Origin of the sequence: Micromonospora sp. CB01531 (genome assembly GCF_001905095.1) — a bacterium.
GTDB lineage: Bacteria > Actinomycetota > Actinomycetes > Mycobacteriales > Micromonosporaceae > Micromonospora.
This window is the reverse complement of sequence record NZ_LWLS01000059.1, coordinates 1-21,750: the sequence shown is the minus strand read 5'-3', so window position 1 is coordinate 21,750 and position 21,750 is coordinate 1. Positions and strand designations below refer to the sequence as shown.

Below are 21,750 nucleotides of genomic sequence, written 5' to 3'. Positions count from 1 at the left end.
AGGTGATGCTCAGTCGAGCGCGGCGAAGCGCTGCACCTGGCTGATGCTGCCCTCCACGACGAGCACGCTGTCCGCTTGCAGCACCGTGTCCGGGCCGGCGTAGCGGAACGGCTCGCCGGGCAGTTTCGCGCCGACCACCATCACCCCGTACCGGTCCGCCGGGGTCAGCTCCCGCAACGGCCGCCCGACCATCGTCCGCGGTACGCGTACCTTGGCGATCGCGAAGTCGTCGCCGAACTCGACGAAGTCCAGCATCTTGCTGACGATCAGGTGCGCGACCCGCTCGCCGGTCTCCGCCTCCGGAAAGATCACGTGATGCGCCCCCACCGAGTTGAGGATCTTCGCGTGCTTCTCCGAGGTGGCCCGGGCCCAGATCTGCGGGATGTCCAGCTCGGTCAGGGCGAGCACGGTCAGCACGCTCGCCTCCACCGAGGCGCCGATGGCGACCACCACCCGCCGGAAGTCCGCCACGCCGATCTGGCGCAGCACGTTCTCCTCGGTGGAGTCCGCCTGCACCACCCGGTCCAGCCGCGCCGACCAGCGCTGGACCCGCTCCGGGCCGCGGTCGATGGCCAGCACGTCGTGACCGAGGTGGGCCAGCGAGCCGGCCAGCCGCGAGCCGAACCGGCCGAGGCCGATCACCGTGATGCCGCTGTCGTCTGTCTTCCTAGCCGACAATGGGTTGCTCCTCCGGGTAGCGGTACTGGCGTCGTCGGGTGTTCAACGCGATCGCCGACCCGAGGGTGAGCGGGCCGATCCGGCCGATGTACATGAGCGCGGTCAACAGGTACTGCCCGGGTTCCTTCAGCTGCGCGGCGAGCCCGGTGGTCAGGCCGGTGGTGCTGAACGCGGACGTGACGTCGAAGAGCGCGGTGTAGTAGCGGACGTGCTTGGTCGTCGCGATCACCACGACCGTGCCGGCGACGACCAGCGCCACGCTGATCAGTGCCACGGTCAACGCCTGCCGCTGGCTGGCGGTGGCGACCCGTCGGCCCCCCACCGTCACGTCCGGTTCGCCGCGCAGCTCGGCCCAGATGACGAAGGCGAGCAGGAAGAAGGTGGACACCTTGATCCCACCGGCGGTGCTGGCGCTGCCGCCGCCGATGAACATCAGGACGATCAGCAGCGGGTAGCTCTCCTCGCTCAGCCGATCGATGTGGATCACGTCGAAGCCGCCGGTGCGGCTCAGCGCGATCTGGGTGAACGCCGCCAGGATCTTTCCCCGCGCATCGAAGGTGCCGATGGTGGCGGGATTGCGCCACTCGGCGAACAGCAGAGCGCCGAAGCCGAGCGCGATGAGCGTCAGGCTGCCCCAGATCGTCAGCTTGGTGGCGATCGCCCAGCCCTTCGGCCGCCGTCGCTCCCGGACCGCTTCGAAGATCGCCGGGAAGCCCAGCCCGCCGATGATCGCGCCCAGCCCCAGCGGCAGCGCCACCCAGGGATCGCGGGAGAAGGCGACCAGCCCGTCGGAGTAGAGGCTGAAGCCGGCGTTGTTGAACGCCTGGATGGAGTGGAAGGTGGCGTACCAGAGGGCCCGCCATGGGGGGTAGCCGTAGGTCAGCCAGAGCCGGCCGGTGATCACCGCCGTCATCACCGCCTCGGTGACGAGGACCGTCACCGCGATCCGGGTCAGCAGCCGGCGGACGTCGCCGACGCCGAACTCGGCGGTCTCGGCCTGCACCAGCAGCCGGTTGCGCAGGCCGAGTTGGCGGGAGACCACCAGGATCACCAGCGCCGCGACGGTCAGGATGCCCAGGCCGCCAAGCTGCGTCAGCACGGTGATCATCGCCAGGCCGAAGCCGTTCCAGTAGTTCGGGGTGTCGTTGATGGCCATGCCGGTGACCGACACCGCCGAGGTGGCGGTGAACAGCGCCGTGAGGAACGGGGTGTACCGGTGGTGGCTGGTGGCCCAGGGCAGCATCAGCAGGCCGGTGCCGAGCAGGATGGCCGCCAGGAACCCGAACGGCACCAGCCGCACGGGGTTACGGAGCAGACGGCGCACCAGGTCATCTTCCGTCCGGACATTCACCGGCAGGTCAGGAAACGACCAACTGCCGGCCAACCGCGACCGGTCTGCTGTGCGTACCCATCGACGACAGGAGACGGTGTTGCGACGTACCCTTTCCGCCCTCGGCGTGGCCGGCACGCTGCTCGCGGCGGCCGTGGCGGTGCCGGCCATGGCCGCCCAGGCCCGGCCCGAGGCCGCCGCCGACCAGTCCCGCGCGGCCCACCGCCCCATCGTGATCGCCCACCGCGGCGCGAGCGGCTACCGGCCCGAGCACACTCTGGAGGCCTACCGGCTGGCCGTCCGGATGGGCGCCGACTACATCGAGCCCGACCTGGTCTCGACGAAGGACGGCGTGCTGGTCGCCCGGCATGAGAACGAGATTTCCGGTACGACCGACGTGGCCGCCCACCCCGAGTTCGCCGCCCGCAAGGCGACGAAGACCATCGACGGGGTGCAGGTCACCGGCTGGTTCACCGAGGACTTCACCCTGGCCGAGCTGAAGACGCTGCGGGCCAAGGAGCGGCTGCCCCAGGTGCGGGTGGCCAACACGGCGTTCGACGGGAAGTTCGAGGTGCCGACCTTCCAGGAGGTCATCGACCTGGCCCAGGCCGAGTCGAAGGCCCGGGGCCGGACCATCGGCGTCTACCCGGAGACCAAGCACCCCAGCTACTTCACCTCGATCGGGCTCCCGCTGGAGGAGCCGCTGGTCGCGGTGCTCGAAGCCAACAAGCTGACCCACCGCAACGACCCGGTCTTCATCCAGAGCTTCGAGACGGCCAACCTGCGCAAGCTGGACCGCATGATCGACGTACGGCTGGTCCAGCTGATGGACGCGGCCGGCCGCCCGTACGACTTCACCGCCGCCGGCGACCCGCGCAGCTACGCCGACCTGGCCTCGGCTTCCGGCCTGGCCTGGGTGGCCCGGTATGCCGACGGCGTCGGCCTGCACAAGAACCTGATCGTGCCCCGGGACGCGGCCGGCAAGCTGCTCGCCCCGACCACGGTGATCCGGGACGCGCACCGGGTGAAGCTCCTGGTGCACGCCTGGACGTTCCGCGCGGAGAACCAGTTCCTCCCGGTCGACTACCGGATCGGCACCGACCCGAACGCCCGCGGTGACATCACGTCCGAGTACGAGCTGTTCTTCGGCCTCGGCCTGGACGGCGCCTTCGCCGACCAGCCGGACACCGCCGTGGCGGCCCGCGCCGGCCGCTAGACGACGTCCGCGCCGGGGCGCTCGGGGCCCCGGCGCGGCGCTTCCGCGACGTGGGGTGCCCGGCGGTGTCCGGGCACCCCACGTGCTGTTTCTCCGGCTGTTTCGCTTCTCTGGGGCGCGGCGCAGTCGTGGGCGGCCTGGCCTGGCAGGTCGGGCGGGCGGGCGGGCGGGGCGAGAGTGCTCCCGTTCGACGTTACGAACTTGATGACGTGAATGGATCGGCGAACCGGGCGGAGGTTGCGCTCGTCGGTTCCTTTGGAGCTGACGGCGCGAACGATTCAGGCGCGCCCAGCGTGCCTGAATCGTTTACGACATCAAGTCTGTAGGGAGTGCGGACCCTACTGCCCGGGGCGCTCGGCGACGTAGGTGCCACGGCCGGAATGGCTCCCGGCCTACCGCGGTAGCACTGCCCGCGCCCGGCCGACCACGACGGCGAGTGCGGGTCCGGCGCGCCGGACAGGAGGCCGGCTCGCGGGTGCGGCTCCGCGATGGCGGGGTGCGACACACCGGCCGGCGCATCGATGGCGGCGGCGGCCATCCGGAGTCGACGGGGTTACGCGAGGATGTCGGGGGGTTGTTACGCGGGGCCATCCCACCCCGATCACTTGTGTGTTTCGACCACATAGCTCGTGGGTGACGTCACTTCTAGCGTGAGCCGACAACTGACGTTCCCCCCTGTCCTCACCTGGAGTCGCAATGACGATCCGGCACACGCGACGGGTGTTCCTTTCCGCCGCCACGATGATGGCGGCCGCGGTGGCCGTCACGGCGTGTGGCAGCCCGCAGGACACCGCCTCCGGCGGCGGCGACGCCGCCCCGGTCAAGGTCGGGCTGGTGTATTCCCAGTCCGGGCCGCTGGCCAGCTACGGCAAGCAGTACATCGAGGGTTTCAAGGCCGGCCTCGACTTCGCCACCAAGGGCACCGGCAAGGTCGGCGACCGGAAGATCGAACTCACCGAGGTCGACGACGCGGGTGACCCGGCGAAGGCGGTCTCCGCGGCCAAGGACCTGATCGGCAAGGGTGCGAAGATCATCGCCGGCTCCACCTCCTCCGGCGTGGCCCTCCAGGTCGCCCCGATCGCCGCGCAGAACAAGGTGCTCTTCATCTCCGGGCCGGCCGCCACCGACGCGGTGACCGGGGCGAACAAGTACACGTTCCGGTCGGGCCGGCAGTCCTACCAGGACGTGGTGACCGCCAAGTCCTTCATCGGCGACGCCACCGGCAAGAAGGTGGTCGTGTTCGCCCAGGACGGCGCCTTCGGTGACGCGAACGAGGCCGCCGTCAAGGCGGTGATCGGCGGTGCCGGCGCGACCGTGAGCAGCGTCCGGGCCCCGGCGAGCGCCACCGAGTTCACCCCGTTCGCCAGCCAGATCAAGGCCGCCAAGCCGGACCTGCTCTTCGTCGCGTGGGCCGGCACGACCGCCCCCGCCATGTGGCAGACGCTCGACCAGCAGGGCGTACTCGCCTCCACCACGGTCGTCACCGGCCTGGACATCCGCGCCTCCTGGCCGACCTTCGGCGCGGCCGGCAGCAAGATCTCCTTCCTGTCGCACTACTTCGACGGGGCCAGCGACACCGAGGCGGCCAAGGCGGCCAAGGCCAAGATCCCGGGCGGCACCCTCGACCTGTTCCACCCGGACGGCTTCGCCGCCGCCCAGATGGTGGTCCGCGCCGCGCAGGAGGGTGGCGACGACGTCGACAAGATGATCAAGGCGCTGGAGGGCTGGCAGTTCGACAGCATCAAGGGCCAGATGACCATCCGGCCCGAGGACCATGCGCTGCTCCAGCCGATGTACCAGGCCAAGCTGTCGGGCAGCGGCACCGCGTACACGGCGACCGCGCAGAAGACCCTGACCGGCGACGAGACCGCGCCGCCGGTCACCCAGATGAAGGGCTGATCCGTGCTCGCCACCCGCGGTCTGACCTGGCGGATCGGTGAGGTCGCCATCGTCGACAGCGTCTACCTCGACCTCGCGCCGGGCGAGTTCCTCGGCGTGATCGGGCCGAACGGCGCCGGCAAGACCTCATTGTTCAACCTGATCACCGGCCTGCGTCGGCCAACCGAGGGGCGGATCCTGCTGGACGGGGAGGACGTCACCGCCCTCCCGCCGCACCGGCGGGCGCGCCTCGGGCTGGGGCGCACCTTCCAGGCGTCCTCGGTGTTCGGCTCGCTGACGGTGCGGGAGAACGTCCGGCTCGCCGTACAGGCGCACCGGGGTGGCTCGATGAAGCTGTGGCGGCGGGCGGCGGCCGACCGGGAGGTGGCCGCCGCCGCCGACGCGGCGCTCGACCGGGTCGGCCTCGCCCACCGGGGTACGGCGCTCGCCGGGGCCCTGGCCCACGGCGAGAAGCGCAAGCTGGAGATCGCCCTGCTGCTCGCCGGGGAGCCCCGGGTGATGCTGCTCGACGAGCCGATGGCCGGGGTCAGCGCCGAGGACGTGCCCGAACTGGTCGCCGTCATCAAGTCGTTGACCGACGACAGCGGGCGGTCGGTGCTCATGGTGGAGCACCACATGGACGTGATCCTGGAACTGGCCGACCGGATCGCCGTGATGCACCACGGGGCGCTGCTGGCCTGCGACACCCCGGACACGGTGATGGCCAACGCCACCGTGCAGGAGGCGTACCTGGGGGAATCGCTATGAGTGAACCTGTCCTCAGCGTCGAGAACCTGTCGGTGCGGATCGCCGGGCTGCACATCCTCCAGGGGGTGTCGTTCGAGGTCGCCCCGACCGGGGTGACCGTGCTGCTCGGCCGCAACGGCGTCGGCAAGACGACCACGTTGCGCGCGATCGTCGGGCTGACGCCCCGCAACGGCGAGGTGCGCGGCACGATCCGGATGGGCGCGCGCAGCCTGCTCGCCCGCCCCACCCACCGGCTGGTCCGCGACGGCCTCGGCTACGTGCCGGAGGACCGCTGCGTCTTCGCTGGCCTCACCGTCGCGGAGAACCTGCGGCTCGCCGAACGGCGGGGCACCACCCCGGCGTACGACAAGGTCTTCGCCCTCTTCCCCGAGCTGGACCGACGCGGACGGCAACGGGCCGGCTCGCTCTCCGGCGGGCAGCAGCAGATGCTCGCCATCGGTCGGGTGCTGCTCAACGACAACCGGCTGCTGCTGATCGACGAGCCGACCAAGGGGCTGGCGCCGAAGGTGGTGACCGAGGTGGCCGAGGTGCTGGAACGGGTGGCGGAATCCGTGCCGGTGCTGCTGGTCGAGCAGAACCTGGCGGTGGTCCGGCGGCTGGCCAGGGACGCGGTGGTGCTCTCCACCGGCAAGGTGGCCTGGACCGGCGACGCACAGGAACTGCTGCTGGAGACCGCGCTGACCAAGTCGCTGCTGGGCGTCGGCTCGGAGGTCGCGGAGAGCGCGAGGAGCGAGTCGGGCCCGCGAGCCGCGCAGTCGCGAACGAAGGATGGCATCGCGTGAGCACGGTGATCCTGCTGGCGCTGACCGGGCTCGGCCTGGCGGCGCTCTACTTCCTGGTGGCCTCCGGCCTCTCCCTGGTCTTCGGCCTGGCCGACGTGCTCAACTTCGCGCACGGCCTGTTCCTCGGCGTCGGCGCGTACGCGACCTGGTGGGCGGCGGGCAACCTGCCCGGTGCCGGGCCGGGCGGCTTCGGGTTCGTGGTGGCGGTCGCCTTCGGCGTGCTCGCCGGGGCGCTGGTGGCGGTGCTGGTCGAGCTGGTGCTGATCCGGCCGCTCTACTCCCGCACCATCGAGCAGGTGCTGGTCACCGTCGGCCTGTCGCTGGCCGGGGTGGCACTGCTCCAGGCCACCTGGGGCGCCGACCCGCGGCCGTTCCCGCGCCCCGCGTGGACCCGCGAGGTGACCTCGATCCTCGGCGCGAACGTGCCGAACGCCGGGCTGCTGCTGATCATCGCCGCGGTGCTGGTGCTCGGCGGTCTGCTCGCCTTCCTCCGGTTCACCAGGTACGGCCTGATCATCCGGGCCGGCGTGGAGAACCGGGAGATGGTGACCGCGCTCGGCATCGACGTACGCAAGGCGTTCACCCTGGTCTTCGCGATCGGCGGGGCGGCCGCCGCGCTGGCCGGCGCGCTCGGCGGGGTCTACTTCGGCACCGTCTCGCCCGGGCAGGGCGGCTCGCTGCTGATCTTCGCGTTCATCGTGGTGGTGATCGGCGGCATGGGCTCGGTGGTCGGGTCCGCGTACGCGGCGGTCGCGGTCGGGCTGCTGCAACAGTTCGTCAACTACTACGGCACGTCCGGGCTGGGCGACCTCTGCGTCGTCGGGCTGCTCGCCGTGGTGCTGCTGCTGCGTCCGCAGGGCCTGGCCGGAAAGGTGGCTCACGCATGACCGAGGTGAAGAGTCCCGAGGTCGCGGCGCCGCCCGAGGCGGTGCCCGACGAACTGACCCCCGGGCACTCCCGCTGGCTCGGGCTGCGCCCGTACGCGCCGCTGGCCGCCCTGGTGGTGGCGGCGATCCTGCCGTACTCGACGCTGAACCTGCCGGGCGTCTTCGAGGGGCCGTTGAACTCGCCGGGCACCCTGCAACTGCTCGCCATCTGCCTGGTGTTCGGCGGCCTGGCGGCCGGCTACGACCTGCTCTTCGGGCGGACCGGGATGCTCTCCTTCGGGCACGCCCTCTACTTCGCCGCCGGCGTGTACGGCACCGACATCCTGATCACCCGGTTCGGGCTGCCGCTGTGGCAGGCCGCGCTGTTCACCGTCGTCGGCGGGGCGATCCTCGCCGCGCTGCTCGGCGCGGTCGCGCTGCGCACCGTGGGGATCGCGTTCGCCATGGTGACGCTGGCCTTCGCCCAGGTCGGGGCGATCCTGGTGGCTCGCGACTTCGGCGGCCTCACCGGCGGCGAGGAGGGGCTGCCGCTGGACGTGTCCGGGCTGCCGTCCGCGCTGGTCGGGGTCGCCAACACGGTGAACCTGTACTGGCTGGCGCTGGCGTACCTGACCCTCGTGGTCTTCGTGGTGCACCGGGTGAGCGGCTCGCCCACCGGCCGGGTGCTGGCCGGGCTGCGCGACGACGAGCGCCGGATCGGGGTGCTGGGGCTCGACCCGTACCGCTTCAAACTGGTCGCGTTCGCCCTGGCCGGCGGGCTGGCGACGGCGGGCGGGGTGGTCTACTGCCTGATCGTGGGCGGTGCGAGCCCGCACGTCACGTCGTCCGAGCTGACCCTGTCGCTGCTGGTCATGGTGGTGCTCGGCGGTCCGGGCACCCGGTGGGGTCCGGTGCTGGGCGGCATCCTCTACATGTACCTGGACCACCGGCTCACCGCCTTCGGCACCAGCGACGCGGTGAACAGCCTCCCGGCGTTCCTCAGCCACCCGCTGTCCCAGCCGCTCTTCGTCCTCGGCACCGTCTTCATCCTGGCCGTCTACTTCTTCCCCGGCGGCCTGGCCAGCCTCCGATCCCGCCTAACCCCCGTGCTGGCCGCCCTCCGCCGCCGCTGACCCCCCGGCCCTCCCGTCTCGTTGATCATGAGGTTGGCGGCACGACACACCGGCGCCGACCAGGCTAACCTCATGATCAACGGAGCTCGGCGGGCAGGGAGCTGAGCCGGCAACGACGCGGGGGCGGCGGCCCCCCGTGTGGCCGCCGCCCCTCCCGTCGTGGGTCAGCCGTTCAACAGCTGGTACGCCAGCGAAGGTGCCTTCGTCACCGCGCTCCCGGTCGGCGCGGTGATCTTCTCCGTGCTGCCGAAGTCGGTGTAGGCGACGACGTACTGATACGCTTTTTGCTTACCGGCCGCGGGCATCTCCAGCACCAGCGAGGTGAGGTGCCCGTCCGGCCCCACCTGCGCGGTGAACGGCACGTGCTTGCCGGCCTCGCCGAGCGCCGCCGCCTCGCCGTCGTCCAGCGCCTTGGCCGCCTCGCCGCCGGTCACGTCGATGAACCCGGCGTACTTCCCGGGGCCCTGCTGCTCGACGGAGGTCGCCGCGTCGAGCAGCGGGCCGGCGTTGCCCTGGTCGGCGCCGTCGTAGCTCGGCACGCCGCTGGCGTCGGTCAGCTTGGCCTTGTCCAGCGCCATCCACTTCTCCGGGAGCTTCGGCAGGCCCGGCTTACCGCTGAACTTCGCCTTCATCCAGACCTTGTCCTCGATGACCAGGAACGACATCTTCACGGTGATCCCGTCCTCGGGTGGCATCGCCATGTTCATCTCCAGCGCCTTCGACGCCGGGTCGATCCGCCCGCTCAGGCTGCTGGAGGCGTCCTTGCCGGTGAACCGGAACGCGCTCGTGGCCTCGTCCGGGACTGTTGCGAGGAGCGCCTGCTTCGGGTCGACGGACGGGGACGCCGCAGGGGTGGATCCGGCGCCGGTGGAGGCGCCGTCCTTGATCGTGCCGCACCCAGCGGACAGGGTGGTGGCGGCCAGCACGGCCGTCGCGATGCCCGCGACCCGCCGGATCGTCGCGGCGGTGCCGATACGCTGCGTCATTTCGTTGACTCACTTTCCCAAGGGGCTGTTGCGGGGAGATCTTGGCAGGTCACCACGGCCGTCCCGCTGCCGATATGCTGCGGTCCGACTGCCGCGGGCCGCCGTCGGCGTACGGGGCGGGGTGTAGGAGCGGAAACTCGCATGTCACAGGTCTTGCGCTTCGAGATCCTCGGGCCGCAGCGGGCCTGGTACGCGGACCGCCCACTCGATCTCGGCGCCGGCAAGCAGCGGGCGGTACTCGCCGTGCTGCTGCTCTCCGCCGGCCGCCCGGTCTCCACCGGCCAGGTCGTCGAGGCGGTCTGGCCGGAGGACCCGCCCGCGAACGGCCCCAACGTCGTGCAGAAGTACGTCGCCGGGCTGCGCCGGGTGCTGGAACCGGACCGGTCCCCGCGTACGCCGGGGCGGGTGCTGACCCTCACCGACGCCGGCTACTTGCTGCGGGTCCCGCCGGAGTCGGTCGACGCGGTCCGTTTCGAGCGCGGCGTGCACCGGGCCCGGCAGCAGCACGCGGCCGGGCGTACCGCCGAGGCGCTGGCGGAGCTGACCGCCGCGCTGGACCTGTGGCAGGGTGACCCGTTCACCGGGTTCCCGGGGCTGTACTTCGACACCGCGCGGCACCGCCTAGTGGAGCTGCGGGCCGTCGCCCTGGAGACCCGCGCCGAGCTGGAACTGGACAGCGGGCGGCACCGCGAGCTGGTCGGCGAACTGGTGGAGCTGGTGGCCGAGTTCCCGGTCCGGGAACGGCTGCGGTACCAGCTCATGCTGGCGCTGTACCGCAGCGGCCGGCAGGCGGAGGCGCTCGCCGCGTACCGGGAGTTCGCCGTCCTGCTTCGCGAGGAGTACGGCATCGAGCCCGGCGAGGTGCTGCGGGAGCTGCACGGACGGATGCTGCGCTCGGACGCCACGCTGCTGCGCACGCCTCCGCAGGGCGCGCTCACCGCACCGGACCCGACCCCGGCCGTGCCGGTCCAGTCGGCGCGCCCGGCCGCGAGGCTCACCGCCGCCGCGCCCGCCGCGCCGGTCGCATCCGAGCACCTGGCCGCGCCGGCAGCGCCTGCCGCATCCGGGCACCCCGCCGCGCCCGCCGTGCCCGAGCACCCGGCCACGCCCGCCGCACCGGCCGCACCTGAGCTCCCGGCCGCACCGCCCGGATCGGCGCCGCCGTCGGGTCCGGCTGCCGGACCGGTCCCTCCGCCGTCCGTCGGCTGGCTACCGCCCGACACCGCCGGCTGGCCCGCCGGCGGCCCGCCGCCAATGCCGATGCCCGTGGTCGCGCGCCGCGGCGTGCCACGCTGGCTGAGCATCGGCACCACCGTCGTGTCCGCGCTCACCGCCCTGGCCTCCTTCGGCCTCCTCACCTGGCTGGTGGTGCTCCTGTACGCGATCTGGCGACGGAGCTGGCGCAACGGGCTCGCGGCGGGCTACTACCTGGCGGTGGCCGTGTCCTTCTTGGCCGGCGTCCGCAGCGAGACGGAAGAGGTGACCGACCTCGAGGGCGTAGTGATCACCATCTGGCTGATCACCTGGCTGGCGGGCGCGGTGCACGCCGTGTTGCTCAACGGCCGGCTGCTCGGCTGGTTCCGCGCCCACTGGGGCCGCCGGCCGCCGGCGGACGACCGTCGGCTGCGCCGAGAGCATGCCCGCTACCTGCTCTACCACTACCCGACGGCGCGCGGGGAACTGCGCATCGGCCGCCCCGACCTACCCCGGGCGTACGACGACGGTGGTCTCGTCGACATCAACGCGGTGGCGGACCAGGTGATCATCGGGCTGCCCGGGCTGAGCCCGGCGCAGGCGCAGCACCTGGTGCTGGACCGGCGCGTGCGCGGCGCGTACGCCTCGATGGAGGAGTTGGCCGCGCGGTGCCTCCTGCCGCCCGCCGTGAGCGACCCTCTCCGTGAGGTGCTGCTCTTTCTGCCGCCCCCGCCGGCCAACCTGCCCGCGTGATCCCGGACGCCGCCCGGGTGCCTGGTAGAAATGCCGGATGAGCCAGGATCGGGTGGCCGTACGGGAGCGGGCCGAGGCGGTGCTGCGGCGGCTGGCGGGTGAGCACGCCCGGCTCCGCGAGGACCAGTGGCGGGCCATCGAGGCGCTGGTGGTGGACCGCCGGCGGGTGCTCTGCGTGCAGCGGACCGGCTGGGGTAAGTCGGCGGTCTACTTCGTGGCCACCGCGCTGCTCCGCCAGGCCGGCGCCGCCGGCGTGGGAGGCGAGGCAGCCGGCCCGACCGTGATCGTCTCGCCGCTGCTGGCGCTGATGCGCAACCAGGTCGGTTCAGCGGCCCGGGCCGGCATCCGGGCCCACACCATCAACTCGGCCAACCTCGACGAGTGGGACGAGATCACCGCCGAGATCCACGCCGGGACGGTGGACGTGCTGCTGATCAGCCCGGAACGCCTCAACAACCCGGACTTCCGGGACGGGGTGCTGCCGAAGCTGGCCGCCACCACCGGGCTGCTGGTGGTGGACGAGGCGCACTGCGTCTCCGACTGGGGGCACGACTTCCGGCCGGACTACCGCCGGCTGCGGACCTTCCTCGGCAACCTGCCCGAGCGGACCCCGGTGCTCGCCACCACCGCCACCGCCAACGCCCGGGTCACCGAGGATGTCGCCGAGCAGCTCGGTGACGCCTTGGTGCTGCGCGGCACCCTCGACCGGGAGTCGCTGCGGCTGGGTGTGGTCGACCTGCCGAGCCCGGCCCACCGGCTGGCCTGGCTCGCCGACCACCTCGACGGGCTTCCCGGTTCCGGGATCATCTACACGCTCACCGTCGCGGCGGCCGGCGAGACGGCGGAGTTCCTTCGCGCCCGGGGCTGGCAGGTGGCCGCGTACACCGGCCAGGCCGACGACGCCGACCGCCGCGCCGCCGAGCAGGACCTGCTGGACAACAAGATCAAGGCGTTGGTGGCCACCAGCGCGCTCGGCATGGGCTTCGACAAGCCGGACCTCGGCTTCGTGGTGCACCTCGGCGCGCCGCCCTCGCCGATCGCCTACTACCAGCAGGTCGGCCGCGCCGGCCGGGCCGTGGAGCACGCGGAGGTGCTGCTTCTCCCCGGCGCCGAGGACGCGGCGATCTGGCGGTACTTCGCCTCGCTCGCCTTCCCGCCCGAGCAGCAGGTGCGCGCGGTGCTCGCCGCGCTGCACCCGGACCGGCCCAGCTCCACCCAGGGCCTCGAACCGATCGTCGACCTGCGCCGGGCCCGGCTGGAGCTGATGCTCAAGGTGCTCGACGTGGACGGCGCGGTCCGCCGGGTGCGCGGCGGCTGGCTCGCCACCGGCGAGCCCTGGGTCTATGACGAGCCCCGGTTGCGGCGCGTCGCCCAGGCGCGCGCCGCCGAGCAGCAGGCCATGCTCGGGTACGCGAGCACGACCGGCTGCCGGATGCGCTACCTGCGAGAATGCCTGGACGACGGCGGGGCGGCCGACTGCGCCCGCTGCGACAACTGCGCGGGCCCGGTGGTCGGCGCCGAGGTCAGCGACACCGCGCTCACCGCCGCGCAGACCTTCCTCGGCCGCCCCGGCGTGGCGATCGCGCCGAAGAAGCTCTGGCCGACCGGCCTCGACGCGGTGGGCGTACCCCTTAAGGGGCGCATCCCCCCGACGGAGCAGGCGCTGCCCGGCCGGGCCGTGGGTCGCCTCTCCGACCTGGGCTGGGGTGGACGGCTGCGCGGCCTGGTCGGGCCGGACGCGGCGGACGGCGCGGTCCCCGACGACGTCGCGGCGGCCGTGGTCGAGGTGCTGAAGGCGTGGGCGCACGGCGACGACCCCTGGCCGCGCCGGCCGGTCGGCGTGGTGGCGGTCGGCTCCCGCACCCGTCCGGCGCTGGTCGGCTCGCTCGCCGAGCGGATCGCCACCGTGGGCCGGCTGCCGCTGCTCGGCCGGGTCGCCCGGACCGGCCCGTCGGGGGCCGGCGGGCCGCGCGGCAACAGCGCTCAGCGGGTACGCGCCCTGCACGACGCCTTCGCGCTGCCCGACGAGCTGGCCGACGCCCTGGTCGGGCTGGACGGGCCGGTGCTGCTCGTCGACGATCTGGTGGACTCCGGCTGGACCATGACCATGGTGGCTCGGCTGCTGCGCCGGGCCGGCGCCCCGGAGGTGCTCCCGCTGGCCCTCGCGATCGCCGGCTGATCCGTCGACGGCTGCCGGTCTCACCCTCGATCTGGGGTAGTCGTCCACCGGCCGGGGTAAGTTCCCGGGCCGGCCGGATTGCGAGCGTCGCCACCGTCACCGACGGTGCCCCGGGCGGTACCCCGGTTGGCGGTACCGTGGGCGCATGACCGAGCAGCGACCCGTCACCCAGACCTACGCCGTCAGCGGGATGACCTGCGAGCACTGCGTGCGGGCGGTGACCGAGGAGCTGTCCGCCCTGCCCGGTGTCGAGGAGGTCCGGGTCGATCTCGCCGCGGGTACGGCCACCGTCACCAGCAGCGATGCGCTGCCGGTCGAGACCGTCCGGGCCGCCGTGGACGAGGCGGGCTACGAACTGGCCGGCGGCGTTGCCTGAGCCGCCGTCCGTCACCCGTCCCGAGGCACCGGCCGCGGCCGGTCCCGACGCGTCGACCGCCCCGGCCGGTCCCGACGCGTTGCCGGCCGTGCTCGACCGCGACCTGCCGGCCGTGGCGGGCCCCGGCATGGTGGACCGGGCCACGTTGCGGCTCGCCCTGACGGTGGGCGGGCTGGTGCTCGCCGTGCTGCTCGGCTTCGGCCTCGGACGGCTGAACCCGCCGCCGACCACCGCGTCCGGCGCCGCCCCGGCGACCGCGACGCACAGCCACGCGCCGGGCACCGGCGCGCACTCGCACGGCGGGGCCACGGTCACCCAGGGCGACGGAGCGGACGCGGTCGGGCTCTCGCTCAGCTCGGCCGGCTACACGCTCACCCCCCTGACGGTGGAGTTCACCCCCGGCCGGGCTGGTGAGCTGCGGTTCCAGATCCGGGACGAGCGGCGGCGACCGGTCACCCGGTTCGCCGTCGTGCACGACAAGCCGATGCACCTCATCGTGGTGCGCCGCGACCTCACCGGCTATCAGCACCTGCACCCGACGATGGCGGCGGACGGCTCGTGGTCGGTGCCGCTGACCCTGCCCGAGGCGGGAGTCTGGCGGGCGTACGCCGACTTCACCGCGGTCGCTGACGACGGCCGGCAGACCGCCGTCACCCTCGGCACCGACCTGGCCGCGCCCGGCGGGTACGCGCCCCGGCCGCTGCCGGCGCCGGCCACCTCGACCACGGTCGACGGGTTCACCGTCGGATACGAGGGCACCCCGACGGTCGGGGCGGCGACCCCGCTGCGGTTCCAGGTGCTCACCCCCGGCGGCCCGGCCGCGGCGCTGGAGCCCTACCTCGGCGCGTACGGCCACCTGGTCGCGCTCCGCGAGGGCGACCTCGGCTACGTGCACGTGCACCCGGAGACCCGGCGGGACGGCGACCCGGTCACGTTCTCGCTCAGCGCGCCCGGGCCCGGCCGCTACCGGATGTTCTTCGACTTCCAGGTCGGCGGCGTGGTGCGTACCGCCGCGTTCACCGTGACGGTCGATTGAGGCGTCAGCCGGCCCGGCGGACCGGGCGGCGCGCCAGGTAGCGGAGCAGGTCCCGGATGTGGTGCTTCTCCTCGGCCGGGACGTTGGGATCGGCCAGCCGCTCCAAGATCACCCGGACGTCCGCCTCCACCGGGGCGTCCTCGGCGCGGCGGCGGGGGACCTGGCCGGCGTCGGGCAGGCCGAGAGCGCGGAAGGCGGCCGCCACCGGCAGGTCGAGTGCGGCACAGAAGCCGCGCACCTTGGCCAGCTCCGGGTAGTCCTGCCAGTCGCCGGCCAGCCAGCGGAACACCGTGGACCGCCCCACACCCGTGTGCGTGGCCAGCTCGGTCACCGTCCAGCCGCGCTCCTCGCGGGCGTCGTCGATGGCGCGCCGCACGAAGCGGGCGAACGCCATCTGTGGTGAAACCTCTGCGGAACCCATCCCTCCGGGTCTTCCCTTTCCGGCGCGAGCACCGGACGGTGCGGCCTCCGACAGGGTAGTACGAACGAGGGTCGAAGTAACTGACTGATCGGTCGGGTGGCAGGACGGCCGGGACGGCAGATCGGTTGCCCCGAATCAACTACCGCGACCGGCCGCCGTCAGGCCGGCGATCCGGACAGCAGGGTCTCCAGCCGGGGCGTCACGGCCCACTGGTCGACCAGCTCCCGATACTCCGCCCGCTGGTCGGCGGTCGGCGTGTTCCCGGTGTGCCGGGCCCGGATCAGCAGGTTGCGCGGGGTGTGCCGGGAGTCGACGAACTCCACCACGTCGGCCCGGTAGCCGTGCAGCCGGAGCAGGCCGGCCCGCAGCGCGTCGGTCAGCACGTCCGCGAACCGCTCGCGCAGGATGCCCTGCCGGGTGAGCAGCTCGTACGGCCCCGGGGCCGTACGGGCGCGGAGCTGGGCCGCCACGTCGTGGTGGCAGCAGGGGGCGGCGAGCACCCACCCGGCATTCCAGCGGACGGCGCGGGCCAGCGCCTCGTCGGTGGCGGTGTCGCAGGCGTGCAGCGCCAGCACCAGGTCGGGTACCGGCTCGACCACCGCCTCGGCGATGGTGCCGGCCACGAAGCTCACCTGGTCGGCCCAGCCCAGCCGCTCGGCCAGCTCGGTGTTGCGGCGGCGCTGGTCCTCGCGGACGTCCACCCCGACCAGCGTCACGTCCAGCCCACGCCGGATCAGATAGCGGTACGCCGCGAACGTCAGGTACGCGTTGCCGCAGCCGAGGTCGACCACGCGCAACGGCCCGGTCAGGTCGTCGGGCAGGGTGGCCGCCAGCGCGCGCAGGAACGCGTCCACCTGGCGGCGCTTGGCCGCCGAGCCGCCGATCTCGGCGAAGATCGGGTCGCCCGGGTCGAGCAGGTAGTCCTTGGCCCGGTCGTGGCCGCCCGGTTCTGGCGCCGGTCGGCTCGCCGCCGCCCGGTGCACCTGCGCCTCGCCCGACTTGGTCACCCGGAGCTGGAGCGTGGTGTCGGCCGTCTCCACATGCCAGTTGCCGAAGGGCTCGGCGAGCAGCGCGTCGACCGCCGCGCCGGCCTCCGCGCCCGGTGCCACGTTGCGGGTGTACGGCCGGGCGGCGTCCGAGGTGGCGATCTGCAGCCGCAGGCCGGCCTTCAGGGTGACCGGGCGCAGCTCGGCGCGGACCACCGAGGGACGCTCGCCGCGGCGCCGCCCGGCGGCGACCGCCCGGGTCAGGGCGGGGTCGAGCAGCAGCGCCCGCACCTCGGTCAGGGCGGCGTCCAGCGGTTCCGGCATGGCCTCATCTTCCTCGTTGTCGGGCGGGTCACAGCCGCGCCCCGTCTCGCGGGTGTCCCGCGTCGCCATCCCTGCCGCACTGCGCCCCTGGCTGCAGAGCGCTCTGCAGCCATGGACGCAGCGGTCGGTTGGTCCACTCGGGGTGCGGGTGCCAGGGAGCTCGGTTACCGCGACGTGCAGGACGTGGAGTTGATCTGAAGCGGGAACGGCCCTCGGACCGGTCCCGGTCCGAGGGCCGTCGCCCATCGCTGTCAGTCGGCGGTCGCCTCGGCCGGCGTACCGCTGCCCGAACCACCACTGCGGCGGCGCCGGCGGCGGCGCGGCTTGGTCGGCGTCTCGCCTTCGGCGGCTGCGGCCACGGCCGGCTCGGCTCCGCCCTCGGCGGTGACCGCCGCGGTGGGCTCGCCGGCGGCGGTCTCACCGGCCCGGCGGCGCCGGCGGCGGCGTGGCGTGCGGGTGCCCTCCTCGGCGGCCGACTCGGCGCCGCTGTCGCCCTCGGCGGGCGTCGCGGCGGCGTCGCCGCCCCGACCCCGCCGGCGCTCCCGGCCCCGGCTCTCGCCGCGCCGCGCACCGCGCTCGCCGCGTCGCGACCGGCCACCGCCCAGGTCCTCCTCGACCTCCGCCGACAGCCCGGCGCGGGTGCGCTCGGCGGTCGGCAGCGTGCCGGTGATCTCGCGGGAGATGTCCAGGTCGGTGTAGAGGTGCGCGGAGGTGTGGTACGTCTCCGGCGGCTCGGGCATGTCGAGCCCGAGGGTCTTGTCGATGATCCGCCAGCGCGGCATGTCGTCCCAGTCGACGAAGGTCACCGCGACGCCGGTCGCCCCGGCCCGGCCGGTACGGCCAATCCGGTGGGTGTAGGTGTCCTGGTCCTCGGGGCAGTCGTAGTTGATCACGTGGGTGACGCCGGTGACGTCGATGCCCCGGGCGGCCACGTCGGTGGCGACCAGCGTGTCGATCTTGCCGGCGCGGAACGCCCGCAGCGCCCGCTCCCGGGCGCCCTGGCCCAGGTCGCCGTGCACGGCGGCCACCGCGAAGCCGCGGAAGTCCAGGTCCTCGGCGACCCGGTCGGCGGCCCGCTTGGTGCGGGTGAAGATCATGGTCAGGCCTCGGCCCTCGGCCTGGAGGATGCGGGCGACGATCTCGACCTTGTTCATCGAGTGGGTTCGGTAGGCCAGCTGCTGGGTCTGCGGCGACGGACCGGTCTCGGCGGTGTGCCCGGCGTGGATCGTCACCGGCCGGCGCAGGAAGCGCCGGGACAGGGCGACGATCGGGTCCGGCATGGTGGCCGAGAAGAGCATGGTCTGCCGGTCCTCCGGCAGCATCGCGAGGATCTTCTCGACGTCGTCGAGGAAGCCCAGGTCGAGCATCCGGTCGGCCTCGTCGAGCACCAGCGCGTGCACCCGGTCGAGCCGCAGGTGCTTCTGCTTGGCCAGGTCCAGCAGCCGGCCCGGGGTGCCGACCAGGATCTCGACGCCCTTGCGCAGCGCCTCGATCTGGGGCTCGTAGGCCACGCCGCCGTAGATCGGCAGCACCCGGACGCCCCGGGTGCGGCCGGCGGCGTCGAGGTCCCTGGCGACCTGGATGCCCAGCTCGCGGGTGGGTACGACGACCAGCGCCTGCGGCACGCCGTCGCTGCCCTCGGACGGGGCGAACACCCGCTCCAGCAGCGGGATGCCGAAGCCGAGGGTCTTGCCGGTGCCGGTCGGTGCCTGGCCGATCAGGTCGACGCCGCGCAGCGCGATCGGCAGCGCGTACTCCTGGATGGCGAACGCGCGGGTGATGCCGGCGGCGGCGAGCGCCTCGACGGTCTCCTTGCGGGCGCCGAGCTCGGCGAAAGTGGGAGCTTCCGGACGAACCGGAGCGGTGGGGGCCAGTTCCTGGCCTTGAATCTGCTCGCTCATATGGATTTGGGGGTGCCCTCTCGTGGTGCGCCCCTCATGTCCTCAGGGCGCGGTCGGTTTGGCGCGGGCCACACGGTCGGGGGCGGTACGCCGAGCCGGACCGGGCCGCACGCGCGCCGGGGGCCGGACAGTGATCAGCTCGGTTGATGTCCTCTGCTGATCGGATCGGTGCCCACGGCAACTGCTCCATACTACCTGAACGGCCTCTGGGCCGTCCTGATTCCGCTGCTGGGCCGCTGTCCCGGGGCCATTGGGCGTGACCTGGGCCACAGATCAATGGGGTCAGCGGGGGTGGCGGCGGGGCGGTAGCCTGCGCTCGTGTCCGCCCCCGATCCCGCCCTGGTCGACCTGCTCGGCCTCGTGGCGTACGGCGAACTGCTCGCCTTCGACCGGCTGGCCGCCGACGCCCGCCTCGCCCCCGACCTGCCCCGACGGGCCGCGCTCAGCGAGATGGCCGCCGCCGAGATCGCGCACTACCGGTGGATCGCCGACCGGATCACGGCGCTGGGCGCACGGCCCGACGAGGCGATGACCCCGTACGTCGAGGCGTTGCAGGCGTACCACGACTCGACCGAGCCGAAGGACTGGCTGGAGGCGGTGACCAAGGCGTACGTCGGGGACGCCGTCAGCGACGACTTCCTGCGGGAGATCGCCGACGGGCTCGACGGGCCGGACCGGCAGCTCATCCTCGACGTGCTGCACGACTCGCGGTACGCCGAGTTCGCCGCCACCGAGATCCGGGCGGCCATCGAGGCCGAACCCCGGGTCGCCAACCGGCTCTCCATGTGGGCGCGACGGCTGGTCGGGGAGGCGTTGTCCCAGGCCGGCCGGGTCGCCGCCGCGGACCGGGGCGCGCTCACCGCGTTGATCGCGCGCCGGGAGGGGGTGGACGTGCCGGCGCTGTTCCGCCGGCTGACCGACGCGCACACCGCGCGGATGACCGCCGCGGGGTTGAACAACTGACGCCCGAGCCGCCGTGGCGGGGTGCCCGCCGCGGCGGCTCCGGCAGGAAACTCAGCGGACGGTGAACCCGACCGCGCGGGGTGCGGCCTCGGCGATCTCGACGTAGGCGACCTTGCCGACCGGCACGATGACCCGCCGGCCCTTCTCGTCGGTCAGGGAGAGCGTGCCCTCCCCCTTGGCGATCGCGTCGGTCACGATCTGCTCGACCTCGGCCGGCGACTGCCCGCTCTCCAGGACCAGCTCACGCGGCGCGTACTGCACGCCGATCTTGACCTCCACGGTGCCTCCTCAACTGGGGCGAAAAAGCCGCCGTGAGAAGGCTATCCGATCTGGCGTACCGATGTTCAGGCTGACTCGCCTTGCAGCGGGAAGCTGGCGATGCCCCGCCAGGAGAGGGCGGCGACCAGCGCCTCGGCCTCCGCCTTGGGCACCTGCCGGCCGCTGGCCAGCCAGAACTGGGCGGCCGTCTCGGCGGCGCCGACCAGGCCGGAGGCGAGCAGTTCGGCGTGCGCCCGGCTCACGCCGGTGTCCGAGATGATGGTGTCGGTGATCGCGGCGATGCAGCCCTGCTCGACCCGTTCCACCCGCTGCCGGACGGCCGGGTCGTTGCGCAGGTCCGACTCGAAGACCAGGCGGAACGCCTCGCTCTCGTGGTCGACGAAGTCGAAGTACGCGCGCACCGACGCGCTGACCCGCTCCTTGTTGTCGTTGGTGCCGCGCATCGCGTCGCGCACCTTCGCCACGATGGCGTCGCAGTGCGTGTCCAGCAGCGCGAGGTAGAGCTCCATCTTGCCCGGGAAGTGCTGGTAGAGCACGGGCTTGGAGACTCCCGCCCGCTCGGCGATGTCGTCCATCGCGGCAGCGTGGTAGCCCTGCGCGACGAACACCTCCTGGGCGGCGGCGAGCAGTTGCTTGCGGCGCGCCGAGCGGGGCAGGCGGGTGGGCCGGCCGGCGGTCTGTGCACCGTTCCCCACAGCGGTCATGGGAACCTCCGAGTTTCATCGTACGAGCCGGCACTTATCACCCGAACCGGTCCGGGCTCGTGAGCCCGTCGCGGAATTGGCCCGCCGCTGTAACTTATCGCCACTGTCGCCACACGGTAGCCTCAGCGGGGGCGACCAAGGAGCGCGCGGTGAGTGATTCAGGGCAACCCGGAGCCGCCACCCCGGGAGAGCACGGCGACGGGCGGGGTCAGCACGACGACCTGGCCCGCACCGGCGGCGGGTGGGCGCCCCCGGCGTCCGGCTGGGCCCGGGGCGCGGAGCCGCCGGCCGCCTGGCCCCGCGCCGATCTCACCGGCTGGGGCGCCTCGTCGCCCCGCCACGGCGACCTCCCGGCCCCGCTGCCCGGGCTGCCCGCCGAGGAACCGTCGGGCCGGGTCAACGGCCGCCACGTCAACGGCGTGGACCACGCCGGGGAGGATTCGCCCGTGACCCGCCAGGCGCCGGTGAGTGCCCCGCCCGTCGACGAGCCACGCCGGGAGACCGACGCCGACCGCCTGGCCGTCCCGGCCCAGCGGCCCGTCCCCGCGGTGGAGCAGCCGTCCGCCGAGGCGGAGCCACCGGCCCGGCATTCATCGGACGAAGCGCTGCCCGGCCGCGTGTCGCGCCGGGCGGAGGGCAGGGGCCCCACCTCCGCGCCGCCGGCCCTTCAGGTGCCGCCGGTCGGCGCGGCCGCCTCCGGCTTCGAGGTCCCGCCCGGCTTCCACGCCCCGGCCGCCGAGCGGGCCGCCGCGGAGCCGCCCCCGTCACCCTCCCGGGGCTGGGCCGACCCGCGCCCGCCCGAATCGCCGGCCGGGCCGCCGACCGCGTCCGGGGACTGGGCCGACCAGCGCCCGCCGGAGTCACCGGCCGAGCCGCCGCCCGGGTCCCGGGGCTGGGCCGACCGGGGGCCGGGCGAGCCGCCGTCGCTGTCGCGCGGCTGGGCTCCGGCCGACTCGCCGGCCGAGCCGCCGTCGCTCTCCCGGGGCTGGGCCGAGCG

The 21,750-nt window shown here is 73.4% G+C and carries 19 protein-coding genes and 1 pseudogene; 12 read left to right on the top strand and 8 right to left on the bottom strand.

Features of this window, described 5'->3' with window-relative positions:
• Nucleotides 1–9 precede the first annotated feature (9 nt).
• Nucleotides 10–678 (bottom strand): potassium channel family protein, encoded by a 669-nt coding sequence (locus tag A6A27_RS10545; RefSeq protein ID WP_073834387.1) that lies wholly within the window; start codon nucleotides 676–678, stop codon nucleotides 10–12.
• On the bottom strand, nucleotides 668–2,002 hold the full coding sequence (locus A6A27_RS10540) for a TrkH family potassium uptake protein (protein WP_073834386.1): 1,335 nt from the start codon (nucleotides 2,000–2,002) through the stop codon (nucleotides 668–670). Before A6A27_RS10540 ends, A6A27_RS10545 begins: the two co-directional genes overlap by 11 nt.
• 106 nt (nucleotides 2,003–2,108) lie before the next feature.
• Here A6A27_RS10540 and A6A27_RS10535 point away from each other — a divergent pair, with 106 nt between their 5' ends.
• From A6A27_RS10535 to A6A27_RS10510, 6 genes are all read left to right on the top strand, one after another.
• Nucleotides 2,109–3,224: a glycerophosphodiester phosphodiesterase gene (locus A6A27_RS10535; RefSeq protein ID WP_073834492.1), complete on the top strand. Its 1,116-nt coding sequence runs from the start codon at nucleotides 2,109–2,111 to the stop codon at nucleotides 3,222–3,224.
• 696 nt (nucleotides 3,225–3,920) lie between these two features.
• Nucleotides 3,921–5,123, top strand: coding sequence for a substrate-binding domain-containing protein (locus A6A27_RS10530; protein WP_073834385.1), 1,203 nt, complete (start codon nucleotides 3,921–3,923; stop codon nucleotides 5,121–5,123).
• 3 nt (nucleotides 5,124–5,126) lie between these two features.
• A complete protein-coding gene (locus tag A6A27_RS10525) occupies nucleotides 5,127–5,870 on the top strand; it encodes an ABC transporter ATP-binding protein (protein WP_073834384.1) in 744 nt (247 codons plus the stop codon).
• The gene (locus A6A27_RS10520) at nucleotides 5,867–6,652 is read left to right on the top strand and encodes an ABC transporter ATP-binding protein (protein WP_073834383.1); all 786 of its coding nucleotides are present in this window, start codon (nucleotides 5,867–5,869) and stop codon (nucleotides 6,650–6,652) included. The genes A6A27_RS10525 and A6A27_RS10520 overlap by 4 nt, the downstream gene beginning before the upstream one ends.
• Nucleotides 6,649–7,539, top strand: a complete 891-nt coding sequence (locus A6A27_RS10515; protein WP_073834382.1) for a branched-chain amino acid ABC transporter permease — start codon at nucleotides 6,649–6,651, stop codon at nucleotides 7,537–7,539. Before A6A27_RS10520 ends, A6A27_RS10515 begins: the two co-directional genes overlap by 4 nt.
• Nucleotides 7,536–8,651, top strand: coding sequence for a branched-chain amino acid ABC transporter permease (locus A6A27_RS10510; protein WP_073834381.1), 1,116 nt, complete (start codon nucleotides 7,536–7,538; stop codon nucleotides 8,649–8,651). Before A6A27_RS10515 ends, A6A27_RS10510 begins: the two co-directional genes overlap by 4 nt.
• Nucleotides 8,652–8,815: 164 nt before the next feature.
• On the opposite strand, the gene A6A27_RS10505 is transcribed toward A6A27_RS10510, so the two are convergent.
• Nucleotides 8,816–9,637 (bottom strand): hypothetical protein, encoded by an 822-nt coding sequence (locus A6A27_RS10505; protein ID WP_073834380.1) that lies wholly within the window; start codon nucleotides 9,635–9,637, stop codon nucleotides 8,816–8,818.
• Between the two features lie 141 nt (nucleotides 9,638–9,778).
• On the opposite strand from A6A27_RS10505, the gene A6A27_RS10500 reads away from it, so the two are divergent.
• From A6A27_RS10500 to A6A27_RS10485, 4 genes are all read left to right on the top strand, one after another.
• Nucleotides 9,779–11,584 carry a BTAD domain-containing putative transcriptional regulator gene (locus A6A27_RS10500; protein WP_073834379.1) on the top strand — a complete coding sequence of 602 codons (1,806 nt, stop codon included), beginning with the start codon at nucleotides 9,779–9,781 and terminating at the stop codon, nucleotides 11,582–11,584.
• A 37-nt stretch (nucleotides 11,585–11,621) separates the two neighbouring features.
• A complete protein-coding gene (locus A6A27_RS10495) occupies nucleotides 11,622–13,763 on the top strand; it encodes a RecQ family ATP-dependent DNA helicase (protein ID WP_073834378.1) in 2,142 nt (713 codons plus the stop codon).
• A gap of 145 nt (nucleotides 13,764–13,908) precedes the next feature.
• Nucleotides 13,909–14,139: a heavy-metal-associated domain-containing protein gene (locus A6A27_RS10490; RefSeq protein WP_073834377.1), complete on the top strand. Its 231-nt coding sequence runs from the start codon at nucleotides 13,909–13,911 to the stop codon at nucleotides 14,137–14,139.
• On the top strand, nucleotides 14,132–15,175 hold the full coding sequence (locus tag A6A27_RS10485) for a hypothetical protein (RefSeq protein WP_443189967.1): 1,044 nt from the start codon (nucleotides 14,132–14,134) through the stop codon (nucleotides 15,173–15,175). The genes A6A27_RS10490 and A6A27_RS10485 overlap by 8 nt, the downstream gene beginning before the upstream one ends.
• A gap of 4 nt (nucleotides 15,176–15,179) precedes the next feature.
• Here the strand turns inward: A6A27_RS10485 and A6A27_RS10480 are convergent, their stop codons facing one another.
• The 3 genes from A6A27_RS10480 to A6A27_RS10470 all read right to left on the bottom strand — a co-directional run bounded on the left by A6A27_RS10480 (nucleotide 15,180) and on the right by A6A27_RS10470 (nucleotide 18,807).
• On the bottom strand, nucleotides 15,180–15,596 hold the full coding sequence (locus A6A27_RS10480) for a helix-turn-helix domain-containing protein (RefSeq protein WP_073834376.1): 417 nt from the start codon (nucleotides 15,594–15,596) through the stop codon (nucleotides 15,180–15,182).
• 158 nt (nucleotides 15,597–15,754) lie between these two features.
• Nucleotides 15,755–16,906, bottom strand: coding sequence for a class I SAM-dependent methyltransferase (locus A6A27_RS10475; protein WP_073834375.1), 1,152 nt, complete (start codon nucleotides 16,904–16,906; stop codon nucleotides 15,755–15,757).
• 251 nt (nucleotides 16,907–17,157) lie between these two features.
• The gene (locus tag A6A27_RS10470; protein ID WP_073834374.1) at nucleotides 17,158–18,807 is read right to left on the bottom strand and encodes a DEAD/DEAH box helicase; all 1,650 of its coding nucleotides are present in this window, start codon (nucleotides 18,805–18,807) and stop codon (nucleotides 17,158–17,160) included.
• Between the two features lie 318 nt (nucleotides 18,808–19,125).
• Here A6A27_RS10470 and A6A27_RS10465 point away from each other — a divergent pair, with 318 nt between their 5' ends.
• Nucleotides 19,126–19,770 (top strand): ferritin-like fold-containing protein, encoded by a 645-nt coding sequence (locus tag A6A27_RS10465; RefSeq protein WP_073834373.1) that lies wholly within the window; start codon nucleotides 19,126–19,128, stop codon nucleotides 19,768–19,770.
• 51 nt (nucleotides 19,771–19,821) lie between these two features.
• Here the strand turns inward: A6A27_RS10465 and A6A27_RS10460 are convergent, their stop codons facing one another.
• Nucleotides 19,822–20,049: a DUF3107 domain-containing protein gene (locus tag A6A27_RS10460; RefSeq protein ID WP_073834372.1), complete on the bottom strand. Its 228-nt coding sequence runs from the start codon at nucleotides 20,047–20,049 to the stop codon at nucleotides 19,822–19,824.
• 65 nt (nucleotides 20,050–20,114) lie between these two features.
• Entirely contained in the window at nucleotides 20,115–20,753 is a 639-nt protein-coding gene (locus tag A6A27_RS10455) for a TetR/AcrR family transcriptional regulator (protein WP_073834371.1), read from the bottom strand.
• A gap of 149 nt (nucleotides 20,754–20,902) precedes the next feature.
• Here A6A27_RS10455 and A6A27_RS10450 point away from each other — a divergent pair.
• Nucleotides 20,903–21,750 (top strand): annotated as a pseudogene (locus A6A27_RS10450) (hypothetical protein); the annotation flags it as partial.

What these genes read in the sequence shown, in the direction of transcription:
- A6A27_RS10475 (WP_073834375.1), bottom strand. Translation starts at nt 16,906, where the DNA reads ATGCCGGAACCGCTGGACGCCGCCCTGACCGAGGTGCGGGCGCTGCTG.
- A6A27_RS10455 (WP_073834371.1), bottom strand. Translation starts at nt 20,753, where the DNA reads ATGACCGCTGTGGGGAACGGTGCACAGACCGCCGGCCGGCCCACCCGC.
- A6A27_RS10480 (WP_073834376.1), bottom strand. Translation starts at nt 15,596, where the DNA reads ATGGGTTCCGCAGAGGTTTCACCACAGATGGCGTTCGCCCGCTTCGTG.
- A6A27_RS10490 (WP_073834377.1), top strand. Translation starts at nt 13,909, where the DNA reads ATGACCGAGCAGCGACCCGTCACCCAGACCTACGCCGTCAGCGGGATG.
- A6A27_RS10505 (WP_073834380.1), bottom strand. Translation starts at nt 9,637, where the DNA reads ATGACGCAGCGTATCGGCACCGCCGCGACGATCCGGCGGGTCGCGGGC.
- A6A27_RS10510 (WP_073834381.1), top strand. Translation starts at nt 7,536, where the DNA reads ATGACCGAGGTGAAGAGTCCCGAGGTCGCGGCGCCGCCCGAGGCGGTG.
- A6A27_RS10495 (WP_073834378.1), top strand. Translation starts at nt 11,622, where the DNA reads ATGAGCCAGGATCGGGTGGCCGTACGGGAGCGGGCCGAGGCGGTGCTG.
- A6A27_RS10500 (WP_073834379.1), top strand. Translation starts at nt 9,779, where the DNA reads ATGTCACAGGTCTTGCGCTTCGAGATCCTCGGGCCGCAGCGGGCCTGG.
- A6A27_RS10530 (WP_073834385.1), top strand. Translation starts at nt 3,921, where the DNA reads ATGACGATCCGGCACACGCGACGGGTGTTCCTTTCCGCCGCCACGATG.
- A6A27_RS10470 (WP_073834374.1), bottom strand. Translation starts at nt 18,807, where the DNA reads ATGAGCGAGCAGATTCAAGGCCAGGAACTGGCCCCCACCGCTCCGGTT.
- A6A27_RS10520 (WP_073834383.1), top strand. Translation starts at nt 5,867, where the DNA reads ATGAGTGAACCTGTCCTCAGCGTCGAGAACCTGTCGGTGCGGATCGCC.